At 62.8% G+C, this 14,120-nt stretch carries 8 protein-coding genes and 1 tRNA gene; 4 read left to right on the top strand and 5 right to left on the bottom strand.

Annotated features, from left to right (window positions below; genetic code table 11):
- Positions 1-250 precede the first annotated feature (250 nt).
- The 3 genes from CK230_RS24990 (at position 251) to CK230_RS24980 (ending at position 4,590) form a co-directional block, all read left to right on the top strand.
- Complete coding sequence (locus CK230_RS24990; RefSeq protein ID WP_095819812.1) at positions 251-1,504, top strand: AGE family epimerase/isomerase; 1,254 nt, start codon at positions 251-253, stop codon at positions 1,502-1,504.
- A gap of 197 nt (positions 1,505-1,701) precedes the next feature.
- Entirely contained in the window at positions 1,702-3,630 is a 1,929-nt protein-coding gene (locus CK230_RS24985) for an adenylate/guanylate cyclase domain-containing protein (RefSeq protein WP_141246087.1), read from the top strand.
- Between the two features lie 213 nt (positions 3,631-3,843).
- Complete coding sequence (locus CK230_RS24980) at positions 3,844-4,590, top strand: DUF4239 domain-containing protein (protein ID WP_245430057.1); 747 nt, start codon at positions 3,844-3,846, stop codon at positions 4,588-4,590.
- 142 nt (positions 4,591-4,732) lie between these two features.
- Here CK230_RS24980 and CK230_RS24975 read toward each other — a convergent pair whose 3' ends face one another.
- From CK230_RS24975 to CK230_RS24955, 5 genes are all read right to left on the bottom strand, one after another.
- The gene (locus CK230_RS24975) at positions 4,733-5,245 is read right to left on the bottom strand and encodes an OmpA family protein (protein WP_095819809.1); all 513 of its coding nucleotides are present in this window, start codon (positions 5,243-5,245) and stop codon (positions 4,733-4,735) included.
- Between the two features lie 9 nt (positions 5,246-5,254).
- Positions 5,255-5,911, bottom strand: coding sequence for a L,D-transpeptidase (locus CK230_RS24970; protein WP_095819808.1), 657 nt, complete (start codon positions 5,909-5,911; stop codon positions 5,255-5,257).
- Positions 5,912-6,037: 126 nt separating this feature from the next.
- Positions 6,038-8,170: an adenylate/guanylate cyclase domain-containing protein gene (locus CK230_RS24965; RefSeq protein WP_176480212.1), complete on the bottom strand. Its 2,133-nt coding sequence runs from the start codon at positions 8,168-8,170 to the stop codon at positions 6,038-6,040.
- A 577-nt stretch (positions 8,171-8,747) separates the two neighbouring features.
- A tRNA-His gene (locus CK230_RS24960) sits at positions 8,748-8,824 on the bottom strand.
- Between the two features lie 342 nt (positions 8,825-9,166).
- Positions 9,167-9,634 carry a phasin gene (locus tag CK230_RS24955; RefSeq protein ID WP_095819806.1) on the bottom strand — a complete coding sequence of 156 codons (468 nt, stop codon included), beginning with the start codon at positions 9,632-9,634 and terminating at the stop codon, positions 9,167-9,169.
- Positions 9,635-9,904: 270 nt separating this feature from the next.
- Between CK230_RS24955 and CK230_RS24950 the strand changes: the two genes are divergently transcribed.
- Positions 9,905-13,933 carry a PAS domain S-box protein gene (locus CK230_RS24950; protein WP_095819805.1) on the top strand — a complete coding sequence of 1,343 codons (4,029 nt, stop codon included), beginning with the start codon at positions 9,905-9,907 and terminating at the stop codon, positions 13,931-13,933.
- The last annotated feature ends 187 nt before the right edge of the window (positions 13,934-14,120 follow it).

Here is a 14,120-nt window from a genome sequence, read left to right as displayed (position 1 = left end):
ACGCACGGTGACGACCAACACGCGGACCGTGCTTCGCGGCTCAGTGACGCGAGCGTGACAACTCCGCCCCTCCTCCAGCCCATCCGCCATGGGCTTGGCCTTTGACGATTCCGAACATTCTCAAAGACCCATGCACCGATATGATGCCTCAACGGGTTCATTCGCGCGGCTCGTTATCTGTATAAAGGACGTGTCCGCTAACGCGGCGCCGCCAACCGTCAACCTGTTCACGCCCACCAGGAAACATTGAATGCCGGAATTTTCATTTACGTCGTCCAGTCCCGGCGCCTGGCGTGATGCGCCATGGCACCGCGCCTGGCTCACGAAGCAGGCAAATATCCTGTTCGACCTTTTCGATCCGGTCGCCATCAACGGGCAGGGCGGCTTCTTCGATCTCGATGCGATTGGCAAGCCCCTGCCCGGGAAAGCCGTCAGGCCAATCCACACCACTGCCCGGGCCGTCCATTGCTACGTCATCGCCAGTCTGCTCGGGCGGCCCGGAAGTGACCGCATGATTGATCACGGAATGCAGTATCTTTGGCACTGCCATCGTGATGCGAAGCATGGCGGCTACATGTGGTCGCTCGACGACGACGGGCCCAGGGATGCCAGCAAACAGGGCTATGGCCACGCCTTTGTGCTGCTTGCGGCATCAAGCGCGAAGCTGGTGGGCCACCCTTTGGCCGACGGAATGCTGGCAGACGTCACCACGATCCTGAACGATCGGTTCTGGGAAGAGCAGCACGGCGCCATCGCCGAGGAGTTCGAGCGCGACTGGACGCCGATGCGCGGTTATCGTGGCCAGAATTCCAACATGCACCTGACGGAGGCATTGATGGCCGCCTATGAGGCGACCGCCGATCAGGAATACCTGCGCAAGGCGGAGCGCATTGCCGACCTGATCATCAACCGCCGCGCCCGCGAGTGCGATTTTCGCGTCGCCGAGCATTTCGACGAGCAGTGGGCAATCGACCGTTCCTACCGGGCGGTCAACGAGATGTTCCGTCCATCGGGGACGACGCCCGGACATTGGCTCGAATGGGCGAGGCTGGCCCTCCAGCTGTGGGTGCTTGGCGGCAAGAAGCACGACTGGATGCCGCCAGCCGCGGAGATGCTGTTTCGGCGCTCCGTGGAACTGGCATGGGATGGAACCAATGGCGGCTTTTTCTACACCCTCGACTGGGCCGACAAGCCGGCGTTCCGCTTCAAACCCTGGTGGCCGATCGCAGAGGCCGCGGGCGCTATCTCATTCCTGGCCGAGCATCGCCCAAGCGCCTTCCATGAAGAATGGTACCGGCGCATCTGGAATACCATCGCCGGGGCCTATATCGACCGTGAGCATGGCGGATGGTTCGAAGAACTGGATGAGCAATTGCAGCCGGCGCATTCGCTGTTTGTCGGCAAAGCCGACTTGTACCACGCCCTGCAAGCCTGCCTGATACCGCTCTACCCGGCGCAAGGGAGCCTGACGAACGTGATACGTCAACGTCACGGACTCGGATGATGTGCTCAAGTAGTTAATTTTATTGATTATTTTGTGGTCTCGAATCAGAAATCTTCCCGCATCGTTCCGAATGCTTCCGCGACCTGCCGCGCAGTACGCTATGCTTCCTTAGCCAATTTCGGATTCCAGGCATCCGAACAGGGCTCGCTCGCGCCGTTTCTTAGGCTAAGATTGTTCGAACTGGCGGGAGGTCCTCCTTGCGAGAAGAGCAACGCAGGCTTGCGGCGATTTTGGCCGCCGACGTGGCAGGTTACTCGCGGCTGATGGCAGCCGACGAGTCGGGAACGCTGGGACGGCTGAGGCGGCTCCGAGCTAACGTATTCGAGCCCAAAATCGCGCGGTTCCACGGACGCATCGTCGGCTCGGCCGGGGACAGCCTGCTGATCGAGTTTGGGAGCGCGGTTAACGCCGTGCAGTGTGCGATCGAACTGCAGCGCGAACTGGGCGGCGAGAACGCGGGCCTCCCCGAAAACCGGCGTATGGCGTTCCGTATGGGCGTAAACCTTGGCGACGTGATCGTCGAAGACGACACGATATACGGAGACGGAGTGAACATCGCGGCACGGCTTGAAAAGTTAGCGGAGCCTGGCGGCGTTTGCATCGGGCGCGCCATTTACGATCAAGTAAGAGGCAAACTCGAATACCTCTATACGGATATCGGCGAACAACGGGTTCACAACATTGCGGAGCCGGTACGCGCTTACCGTGTCATGTCCATTGACCTATCCCCCACCAGCTCGTCCGTGCCGTCGGTCAAGGATGCGCTTCCGTTAAGCAATCGACCATCGATCGCCGTGCTGCCTTTCACCAACATGAGCGGCGACCCAGAGCAGGAATACTTCTCTGACGGCATCACCGAGGACATCATTACAGACCTCAGCAAGGTCGGGGCGCTGCCAGTCACGGCGCGCAACACGACCTTTGCCCTCAAAGGCAAGTCGATGGACGTCAGCGAAGCGGCGCGGCAATTGCGCGTTTCGCATGTGCTGGAAGGCAGCGTACGCAAGGCGGGTGGTCGCGTTCGCATCACCGCGCAGCTGATCGACGGGACGAGTGGGCACCATGTGTGGGCCGAACGCTACGACCGTGATCTTGACGACATATTTGCGCTCCAGGACGAGATCGCGCGGGCCATCGTCGATGCCCTGAAGATCCGGCTGATGCCGGGCGAGTATGCTGCCATCGGCAAACGCACGACGGGGAACGTAGAAGCCTATCAATATTACCTCATGGGACGGCAGCATTTCTTGCGCCTGGGCCGTCGCAATCACCTTTCCGCCCGACGGCTCTACCAGCGGGCGCTGGAGATCGATCCCGAATACGCTCTGGCGCGGGCCGGGCTGGCGTTAGCTGAGGGCATGTTGCTGAGATCCGGAGATCCCAGCGCAAAGCTTGTCACCTTGAGCGCCGAGGCTGAGCGCGCGCTGGCCTTGGACTCGACGCTCGCGGAAGCTCACGTGGCCCACGCGATGGCGCAATTCCAGAAGGAGCAAATCGAGCTCGCAGGCGCCGCCTGCCGGCGAGCAATCGCGCTCGATCCCGATCTCTACGAGGCGCACAGGACCTTGGGCGACGTGCTGCGCATGGAGCGCAAGTTTGCAGAGGCCGCGGCCGCCTATGAGAAGGCGGCGGAGGTTGATCGCAACAGCTATGGCGCGATGTGCATGCTGTGGGATTGCCGCAAGACGCTGGGCGAGGAGGAGGAAGCCCACAGGCTTTCAGGGGAGTTGCTTACCCGCATCGAGAAGGCCATGCAGCTCTATCCGGACGATGGCGCGGCCTATTCCTATGGTTGTTACGTTCTCCACAATCTCGGCCTGGACGAACGCGCCCTCCAATGGGCCGAGCGCGCCATCACCATCGACCCGGAGGACTATAACAGCCATTACAATGTCGCGTGTTTCCTGGCGGCGATCGGCGCCGTGGAAAAGGCGATCGACACGCTGGAGCACTGCGTGCCGCAGCTTGGATTGCAGCAAGTGCATTGGATGGCGCAGGACGTGGATATGAATTCTCTGCGCGATCATCCGCGCTATCGGGCGCTGATGGAGCGCCTGGAGGTCAGTTTGGCGAAGGCAGAAGGCCAATCAGGAAGCGGGATCGAAGGATGGCCTTCCGGAGCTTAGAGCCATTTCCCGCTCGGGACTGCGAGACAGCTTTGGATCCTGACTTCCGACTCCGAAAGGCCGCGTCGCGCGGTGACACGATGGAACACGGTGGCATTGCCACAAGCGGAACTACGGCCCTACAAACGCCTGCCGACGAACTCTCAGCATAGGGAAGGCGCTACTATGAGTGGGTGGTTGCATACTCTTCCACTGGCTTGGATGGCTCTCGTCGTGTTCGGAGCCACCTATATCGTCGCGTTCGTCTTGCACCAGGGCATCGCCGCTCTTTCTGAGGGTTCCACGGCGCGGTCATTCAAGGCGCTTTCGCCTGGGATGTTGCCGCCGCTCGGTATCATCTTCGGCTTATTTGTGGCGTTCACCGCGGCTCAGGTCTGGAGCGACAACGATCACGCTAGTGCGGCAGTCAATCGCGAGGCCAGTGCATTGCGGTCGGTCATGGTTCTGGCGAGCAGCTTTCCCGGGGAACCCGAGGCGCGCTTACGGACGCTGCTGCGCAGCTATATCGAGGAAACGACGAGCCAGGAGTGGCCGCTGATGGCCGAGGGCGCGGCGACCCTCACCATGATCCCGCCGGCGCTTAACGAGGCGCTGCGGACGACGCTGGCTTTGACGCCAACCAATCCCGGCCAGGAGATCGCGCAGCGCGAGATGACGAGATGGCTTGAAGACGCCCTGGAGGCGCGTCGGCAACGGATTCTCGTCAGCTCCGCACAAGTCAATCCCACCAAGTGGGCCTGCCTGGTCCTGCAAGCCTTCTGTGCTCTTCTCGCGATTGCGGTCGTTCACAGTGACAACCGAATGGCATCGGCGATCGCTCTTGGAAGTTTTGCGACCGGCGTGGCGGCATCCGTTCTCTTGATTCTCGCCCACGATCGGCCCTTCACGGGAGAGATCGCAGTATCGCCGCAGCCGTTGCTGCAAGTTATACCCGAAGCCAAAGCGGGCGGCGGTGGATGATACAGATAGGCGTGCAAAGACGGATCTGTCGCTGGCCACGTCTGCTTTCAGGCAGAGGCTAAGCCAATCTCCACCGCCGAAATGAGCGAAGCGGACATGCCGCCGTCGCTTTGTGAGACACTGACAAGCAAAACAATGTCCCCTACGACTCGTCCCTCACATCGCGCAAATTAGACACGACACGGCGATTCTGCGACCTGCAGGCGGCGTTGGGGCAGTCGCGGACCAGCCGGTCCTTGCCGTAGCCCTTGGCCCACATGCGGTTGCGGTCTATGCCGCCGGCGGCGAGGTAGTCCATCACCGCATCGGCGCGCCGCTGCGACAGCGCCGTTTCGTTTGCGCCGGGATCGTCGGCGAAACCCTGCAGCTTGAGCATCCAGCTCGGATGCTTTGTTAACCAGGCGATCTGGGTGTCGAGGGTGGCTTTGGCGACAGAATCGAGCTCGGCCGAACCTTGCGTGAAATAGGTGCGGCGGCCGACATTGAGGATAAAATCCTCCTCGCTGCCCGGCTGTACGTTCTGGAAGGCGGCAATCTGGGCGTTGGTGACGTCGGGCGTGGGAGGGGCCAGCGTGTTGCTGGTCGAGCAGGATGCGGTCAGCACCAGCAGGCCGGCGACGAGCAGCCGGCGCGTGTTTTCAATCATGCGGTTCATGAGGCGCCATCATTCGACAGTGGTGGAAGCGGGCGCCTGGTCGGCGATGTGCGGCAGGACCTCCACCGCGGTGCCGATCGGGCACCGCTGGTAGAGGTCGATGATGTCTTCAGGGAACATGCGGATGCAGCCGCTGGAAGCGTCGGTACCGATGCTCCATGGCTCCAGCGTGCCATGCAGGCGATAGCCGATGTCGACGCCGTCGCGGTACAGATAGAGCGCACGTGGCCCGAGCGGATTGTTGGATGCGCCGCCTGCGATCATGTCAGGTAGCTCCGGCCTGCGCTTACGCATTTCTGGGGGCGGAACCCATTGCGGCCACAGCGCGCGGCGGTCGATCGTCGCGCGGCCGTACCATTTGAAGCCTTCCTTGCCGACGCCGACGCCGTAGCGGATGGCGGTCTTGTTTTCCATGATGAGGTAGAGGAAGTGGTGGCGGGTATCAACCACAACGGTGCCGACCGGCTCGCTGCTGAAATACTTGACGATCTGGCGATGCCATCTCTTGTCGATCTTGGCGAAGTTGGTCTTTCGATAGACGAAATTGTTGTCGATGGCGGTACCGGCGAAAAAGGATTTCGCCGGCGCGGCTTGAACATTGCCGGTTGCACCGACCGCAAGCAGCGTCAGGCCGCCGATCACGACACCCCTGCGTGACAGAACCATCGGCAATCCCCCATGCCTTAAGCCTAGCGACCATAGTTGAGAATTACTTCGCCTCAAAGTAGAAAATGCTGCGGTTTGCCGGAAGCCGTCAGTGCGCTTTTGCGGGCGAAGCGCGACAAGCCGCCATTAAAATCTCAATACCCAGGCTTCCACTTTTCCCTTGCCTTTGACTTCGATGGCGCCGCGAGCCTCGAAGACAAATTGGTCCTTGAGCTGTTCGTAGACGGGGCGCGTCACCTGAATAGAGTCGGGAACTCCGCCAGACTCCATGCGGCTCGCCAGATTCACTGTGTCACCCCATAAATCATAGATGTACTTACTCTTCCCGATGACGCCGGCGACCACTGGCCCGCTGTTGACGCCAACCCTGAGCTTCATCGAGATATTGTGTTCCATCGCGTGCTCGCGAGTAATATGGACCATGCGGATGGCCATCCGGACCATGCGCTCGGCGTGGTTGGCTACCGGCACGGGCAGGCCGCACACCGCCATATAGGCGTCTCCCACCGTCTTGATCTTCTCGATGCCGAGATCATGGGCGGCAACGTCGAAGCGCGTGAAGAGTCCGTTGAGAAACATCACGACATCGTGCGGCGGCATTTCCGATGTCAGCGTCGTGAAGCCGACCAGGTCTGCGAAGGCGACCGTGACCTCGGCGAAGCCGTCGGCGATCCTCTCCTCGCCAGCGCGCAGCCGATTGGCGATCGGTGCCGGCAGGACGTTGAGCAGCAGCAGCTCGTTCTCGCGGATTTTGTTCTCGATCACGACATTCTTCTGGTGCAGATCCTCAACCATGCCATTGAAGGCTGTGCAGAGCTCGCCAATCTCGTCGTGCGTGCGGACCGGCACGCTGGTCGCATAATCGCCAGCAGAGAAGCGTTTGACCCCGGCAGTCAGATCGCGGAGCGGTCCGAGCAGCGCGCGCGAAAGCCAGGCGGCAGTGGCGGCGACCACGAGCATCGCCAGTCCTCCGACGAGCAACAGATCCCGGCGCAGTTCGGCAATCGGTGCGAAGGCCTCGGCGCTGTCGATCTTGGCGACAAGCGCCCATTTGACATCGGAAATCGCGAGCGGTCCCCATGAAGCGAGCGTCGGGACGCCACGGTATCCGATGATCTCGCCTGTGCCCTCGACACCGGCGAGCGCGGCATGGGAAGCCTTGGTGTCGATGCGCTGATGCAGCACAGGTGTCCCGTAACGCTGAATGGCGGCGATCTCCTCTTCCGAGGTGCCGACGGATTTCAGGTCGGCGAAGAAGTTATCCCGGCTCTCGTAGAACGCCCGCGGCCCAGAGCGCGCCAGATAATCGGGTCCGACGAGATAGGCCCCACCTGTGTCGCCGAACCCTTCCTGCCGCCAGCGGCGGTTGCCGGTGACAACGTTGTCGATCTCATCATTCGACAGTTTCGCGACGAGCACGCCGATGACGACGCCCTGGGCAATCACCGGTGCTGCCATGAAGGCGATCGGTGCGCCGCCTGATGGCGCATAAGACGCGAAATCTTCCAGGCAGCTGGCTGATGGGTCTGCGATCTGTGAGCAGCGGGCGACGGCGGCCGCGACGTTGGCGCTGCGGTACGGTCCCAACTGAAGAGACGTGGTGAAATCCACCTCCTTCTCGACCGTATAGATCAGGCGACCTAATTTTGGATCGGCAATCATGAGATCGAAAAAGCCGACCTTGCCAGCCGCCGCGCGCATCAATGGATGGTATATGGCATGCAGCCTGGAGTATTCGCTTCCGTCGCCGGGGTCGTCGAGAAGCTTGCGTCGCTCTGCGGGGTTGGGATTGTCGACAATGTAGTGATACTGCAGATAGTAGGGAGCCCCACTGACCGGCAGGTAGTCCGACAGGGCTGGCTCCTTGCCCAGAATGCGCGTCATGCCCGGCATGAAGTTCTCAGCGTACCAATCGCCAACCTTCTGCCGCAGTTGAAGCGGCGCGCCGGCCTGGTCGAGTTGGTCGACCGCGGTCCGGAACTCACGTGTCGCATCGACCACCATCTTGGAAGTGGCAAGCAGGCTCAGCTCCGCCTGGATCGTGCGGAAGTAGGTTTCGACCTGGCGCGTCTTGGTCTGACGGGCGGCCGTGAGTTGGTCGAAGACCGTTTTTTCGAGGGCGTCGCGGGCGCGGAAGTAGCCGAGCGCCCCGGTGACCAAGACCGCGATCGCACCAAGAAGGACGAGGGTTGTAAACAGCTTTGCGGCCAAGCCCCAACGCGCGGGGCGGGATGAGCCGGTCACATCTTGAGAAGACATAAGATCCGACATTGCTTTTGCATCACGTCGTCGCGAACAGGAGCGTCGGCGTCAAGTCGGACAGCAAGCCAAGATTGTGTTCCATGCGTTACCCTCACGCGTATGCATGCCAACTTTCCATGCGATCATCTTAGCTAAAAATGGCTCGGGCCGCATGGGTCTTGACCACCTCCCGCCACCTGGCGCTCCTAGGGATGGCGCAGCAGAGGGTGGGCCTGCACCACGTGTCAATCATCGGACGTGACATCGAACACCCTCGAAGTGAGGACGAGCTTGACGAGCTTCGGCGATAGCAATGTCGTCAGCGGCAGCTGGGGTTCAGCATGCGCCCGCACGCGCTTCGTCTTGCCTCTCCCTGTGTGAGAAGCCAGATCCGGACTCGACAGCTGTCGTCCGAAATTGACAAGACGAGCGTGGGGCTGATGTCACGCGGCTTGCGGACGGCCGTGCCCGGCCTTGATAGGGATGCGCCGAAACAGCTCGAATGAGACTGACGCAAAATCGCAGGGAGAAGCGAAGCTTACGATCGAACCGTCCATTTAAAATCGAAAAATCAGCTATTTACGCGAGAAGGCGATGGTACCGTTGGCTGGGCTCGAACCAGCGACCCCCAGATCCACAATCTGGTGCTCTAACCAACTGAGCTACAACGGCACGCGCTGCGAGAACTGGATCAAGGTGAAAGCTCGCTCTCCGTGATCCGCTCTGTCTTTCGGCGATGCGTCCAATACGGGCTATCGGAGTCTAATTCAAGGCCCTTGATAAGACAAAGGACCGGTTTCCTCGCCCTCCTGCATCCAGGCAAAAGAAAAGGCCGGCGGGAGGAGGTGCCGGCCTTTTCCTGTTACGAGCCAGCGGGAGGAGGTGCTGGCTGGTCACCCCGGAAACAGAGGGAGGAGGTTCCGCTTCCGGGTATCTGGTTACTCAACTCTATCGCATAACTATTTGTCTGACGAAATGCGACGTTTTGATGCATCGCACAGTTGTGCGCGAAAATTAGGCAGCCTTGGCGTCCTTGATCGCCTTCTCGAAGGCGCTCTTGACCGGCTTGGAGACATCCTCGACCGCCTTGGTGGCAACGGCCTGGAACTCCTTGGCCTGCTCCACCGCCAATTCGGCGCGCTTGCGCAGGAAAGCGGTCTGCAGCTCGACGACTTCCGAAAGGGTCTTGGCGCCGACCAGGGCTTCAAGGTGCGAGAAGCCGGCTTCGGCATTGGCGCGCAGCGCGGCGATCGCCTTGAGCGAAACGTCGCTGGAGACGGCCTTGGCGGTCTCGTAGGTCGACTCCAGAACCTTCTGGGTCTCCTCGGCGCCGGTCTTCAGCTTGGCATAGGCCTCTTTCGACTGCTCGACGCCCTTCTCGGCGAAGGCGCGGATCTGGTCGGTGGCCTTGGAAGCGTCGAAGCTCGGGAATTCAACGTTTTCGATGGTCTCGGCAGCGGTCTTGGCGGTGGTCTTGGACATTTTCCAACCTTTCGGGGCAGCGGCTTTGACAGAAAGCCGTCTCGTTCATGTATGGTGGCAATATAGAGGTTTTTTTGTGCATTGCAACATCTTTGTTGCACTGCACCATAGAATCTTCCCTCACGGCAACCGTAGCGTCAGCCGCTGGGCCGTTAACCAAGAGCCCAGAGATTCCAACCTATGCAAGCCAGGGCTTGTGGACCTTCGGACCGCGGGCTTTTATTAACAAAGCGTTAACTGAATTGCCCGCTCCGGAGGGTTGCCCAGCGCATGCCGCCTGAAAACTACTCCTTCCTTGACGTCGCCGTGCTTGACGCGGTGCGCCAGCGCTTTGCCGCCGGCGACGCCCTGGCCATTTTGTCGGCCGACCTCGAGCAGGTGATCTGGGCAAACGGACCGGGGGCGTCGGTGTTCGGCTATCCGGATATCGAGGCCATCATCGGCGCGTCGGCGCGACTGCCGCTGATTGCCAGGCGGCAGATCATGGCGACCAGCGGTTTTCCCGAGATTGGCAACGACAGCGCCATCACGGTGAGGCTGGCCACGGGCATGGTGAGCCGTGCCATGGGTTTCCTGGCCAGCGCCGTGACGATGCCGGACGGCGAGAAGGCAATCCTGCTGGCGGTGCCGGCGGCGCAGACCAGCTCCCGCAGTGCCGGCGAGATCGCCAGCCGCGCCATCGGCGGTTTCACCGAGGCAGGGCACTTCATCGCCTTCGTCGACGCGCAGGGCGATGTCGAGGCGGCTTCGGACGGCTTTGCGGCGCTCGGCATCGAGCCGCAGACCCTGGCTGCGCTGGTTGCGGATGTGGCAAGCAGCGGCGACCGTGTCGTCAAGCGCCTTGTGCCTGGCAAAGGCACTTCCTACCCGGCCGGTTTCGCGCGGCTCACGGACACGCGGCATCTGCTGGTGGTGATCGATGAGGACCAGTTCGACGGCGACCAAGGCGAACAGCCGGCCGCCGGCCAAGGCGATCGGCCCCATGGTGAGCAAGTCGCGGCGCCAAGCATCGTTGCCGCCACGCTGTCGGGTGAAAGCCTGGCCGGCGAGCCCGAACCCCAGCCGGTCCAGGACAACAGCCCCGCACCGGCCGTGACGGCTGACGAACAGGCCGAGCTGGTCCCGGAGCCCGCTGAAGGCGATGCACAGACTGACGCCGGAAGCCGGGTGATGGCCGGCCAGCAGCCCGCCCCGACCGATCATCACGCGAATGCCGCCGAGCCCGGCCAACAGACTGCGGACGCCGGCGCCAGCCAGCATGACCATTGGTACTTCAACGCCGGCGAAGAGAATGCCAGGCCGGCTCAATCGGCAGCACCGGCGACGGACGTGCCTAAGGAGGCCATTGCACCCGGAGGCCAGCGGCAGGATGTCAACGAAACCATCAAGCCCGCGCAACCCGCTTCGCTCCGCGGCATCGACCGTTCGGCGCCACCTTTGCGCTTCGTCTGGCGCACCGACGCCGAAGGCAAATTCAGCGCTTTATCGCCCGAATTCGCAGACATCGTCGGCCAGCCCGCCGCCGATGTGATCGGCCGCCGCTTCAAGGACGTCGCCACCACTTTCGGCCTTGACGCCTCGGGCGAGATCGCCGGTCTGCTCGAACGGCGCGACACCTGGTCAGGCCGATCGGTGCTGTGGCCGGTGGCCGGAACCGATCTGAAGATACCGGTCGATCTGGCGGCGCTGCCCGTCTACGGCCGCAGCCGTGCCTTCGAGGGTTTTCGCGGCTTCGGCGTCGCGCGCAGCGCCGACGCCGTGATCGATCCGGAGGCGCTCGGCATGGCGCTGGTGCCCAATGCCTCGCCTGCCGGGAGCGAGCCGTCGGTCGAGCAGCCAGCCGCGGAGCAGGCGCAGCCGGAACAGCCAAAGCCCGGAGATCCGTTCCAGGGCGAAGTGCCGGCGCTGAGCATCGTGCCCAAGCCGGAGCGGCGCTTCGCCGACAAGGTGATAAGGCTGGCCGAGCACCGCCAGCCGGCCAACGACAAGCAGCCGGAAAGCGACACGCCTGCAAGTCAGAGGAGCCTGTCGATCCTCGAGCGCAGCGCGTTCCGCGAGATCGGCGAGCGGCTGCGCAGGGACAATTCCCTGCCTGCCGAGGCGGGCGCCGCCGAAGCCGGCAAGCAGGCCGATGCGGCTGTTGCCGGCAAGGACGAGTCAACGGCGAAAGAGCCAGCCGTCGGAACGAAGGCCGAGGCAAACCAGCCAACGACGCTTGAAGCGGCGGCGCACGAGAACCCCGCGCTGGAGGCGACGCCGGCACCCGCGCCGGAAGCCTCGGAAACCGCGGACGCGAAGGCCGATGCGGAGACTGATGAAGCACAGACCGAGGCGGAAGACCAGAAAGACCTGGCGAGGCTCGACGGTATCGATGACGCCGCCGCGACGGACGACGCCGCCAAGACCGTGACGCCGGCCGCTTCCGGCTCGCTGCTCAGCTACGCCGACGGTGAGAAATCCGGGGAAGAAGCCGGCGTCGAACCTGCTTCCGAGGACAGCCAGGCAGCGGCCACCCAGCAGACGGCCGAGCGTCCCGAGGCGCGGCAGCCGGTCGAACAGCCAGCGACCGAGCCGGTCGCCGAAACGCCGGCTCGCGATGCGGCGGCGGGCGACGACAGCATGACCGCCGACGATTTCCGCGATGCGCAGGACGATGAGGATTGGGCAGGCTCCGACGCGGATGCCGCCACGCCGGCGGAAGAACAGCCAGTAGCGGAAGCACCGGCGCGGCCGCGCCTCGATGTGCCGCCGCTCAAACTCGCAGGCTTTGTGCCCTCCGCTTTTTCGACCGGAGAAGAAGCCAAGGCGCCCGATACGTCCATCCTCGCCAGGCTGCCAGTGCCGTTGCTGATCCATTCGGGCGACGAGCTCCATTACGCCAATGACGCCTTCCTCGAGCTCACCGGCTACGATGCGCTGGAAGACCTCGCGGATGCGGGGGGCCTGGGTGCGCTGTTTGCCGATCCCTATGCCGAGGATGCCGCCGCGGACGAAAGCGACCACTCGCTGAAGCTCAAGAGCCGCCAGGGCCAGGAATTTCCGATCGAAGCCCTGCTTCGGTCCGTGCCGTGGCGGGGCGGCAAGGCGCTGATGCTGGTGGTGCGGCGCTCCGGCGAGGACGATGCCGCGCATTTCACCGCCGCCAACGACGAACCGGCGCTGCAGCCGGACGTGCCGGAATTGAAGTCGCGCATCGCCGAGATGCGCACCATCATCGACACCGCCACCGACGGCGTCGTGCTGATCGGCCGCGACGGCAACATCCGCTCGATCAGCCGGCCGGCGGAAGCCCTTTTCGGTTTCGACAGCGACGAGGTCGCCGGCAAGCCCTTTGCCTCGCTGTTCGCCATCGAAAGCCAGCGCGCGGCGCGCGACTATCTCGCTGGCCTTTCGGAGCCGGGCGTGGCGAGCGTCTTGAATGACGGGCGCGAGGTCATCGGCCGCGAGGCGCAGGGGCGTTTCATCCCGCTGTTCATGACCATCGGCAGGCTGCCGAACGACAGCGGCTTCTGCGCCGTGGTGCGCGACATCACGCAATGGAAGCGGGCCGAGGAAGAACTGACGCAGGCCCGCGCGGTCGCCGAGCGCGCCTCCTCGCAGAAGACGGACTTCCTGGCCCGCATCAGCCATGAGATCCGCACGCCGCTCAACGCCATCATCGGCTTTTCCGAGCTGATGGTGGACGAGAAGTTCGGCCCGGTCGCCAACGACCGCTATCGCGACTACCTGCGCGACATCAACCGGTCCGGCAATCACGTGCTCGATCTCGTCAACGACCTGCTCGACATCTCGAAGATCGAGGCCGGCCAGCAGGAGATGGATTACGAGGCGGTGTCGCTCAACGACACGCTGGCCGAGACGGTGGCGATGATGCAGCCGCAGGCCAATCGCGAGCGCGTCATCATCCGCTCCAGTTTCGCCTCGCGGCTGCCGGAAGTGGTGGCGGATTTGCGAAGCGTGCGCCAGATCGCCCTCAACATCCTGTCCAACGCCATCCGCTACACCCAGGCCGGCGGCCAGGTGATCGTCTCGACCGCTTACGAGGCCTCAGGCGATGTCGTCATGCGCGTGCGCGATACCGGCATCGGCATGACGCCAGCCGAGATCGAGCAGGCGCTGAAGCCTTTCAAGCAGATCAATGCGCTGAAGCGCGGACGCGGCGACGGCACCGGCCTCGGTCTGCCCCTCACCAAGGCCATGGTGGAGGCGAACCGCGCCCGCTTCGCCATCACATCGACGCCAGGCGAAGGAACCCTGGTCGAGATCGCCTTCCCCTCGACCCGCGTGCTTGCCGAATAAGATCGTCCTGGATCAGTTTCGGCCAAAGAAAAAGGCGTCCGGGAGGACGCCTTGAGAAATGGGATGCTGTCACAACGGGGGCTTGAGCTGAACCTCAGGGGACGAGGAACGGGATTTCTCCCTCAAGTTACACGCGACTATCGGGGTCGTCCCTTAACAAGTCCTTACCGGAGCGCGGAAAAATTTA

This window comes from Mesorhizobium sp. WSM3859, from assembly GCF_002295065.1.
In the GTDB taxonomy this organism is placed as follows: Bacteria; Pseudomonadota; Alphaproteobacteria; order Rhizobiales; family Rhizobiaceae; genus Mesorhizobium.
This window is presented reverse-complemented; position numbering and strand designations above follow the sequence as displayed.

Excerpts from the sequence above, each read along its gene's own strand:
- CK230_RS24990 (WP_095819812.1), top strand. The coding sequence starts at position 251 with ATGCCGGAATTTTCATTTACGTCGTCCAGTCCCGGCGCCTGGCGTGAT.
- CK230_RS24975 (WP_095819809.1), bottom strand. The coding sequence starts at position 5,245 with ATGAACCGCATGATTGAAAACACGCGCCGGCTGCTCGTCGCCGGCCTG.
- CK230_RS24970 (WP_095819808.1), bottom strand. The coding sequence starts at position 5,911 with ATGGTTCTGTCACGCAGGGGTGTCGTGATCGGCGGCCTGACGCTGCTT.
- CK230_RS24965 (WP_176480212.1), bottom strand. The coding sequence starts at position 8,170 with ATGTCTTCTCAAGATGTGACCGGCTCATCCCGCCCCGCGCGTTGGGGC.
- CK230_RS24955 (WP_095819806.1), bottom strand. The coding sequence starts at position 9,634 with ATGTCCAAGACCACCGCCAAGACCGCTGCCGAGACCATCGAAAACGTT.
- CK230_RS24950 (WP_095819805.1), top strand. The coding sequence starts at position 9,905 with ATGCCGCCTGAAAACTACTCCTTCCTTGACGTCGCCGTGCTTGACGCG.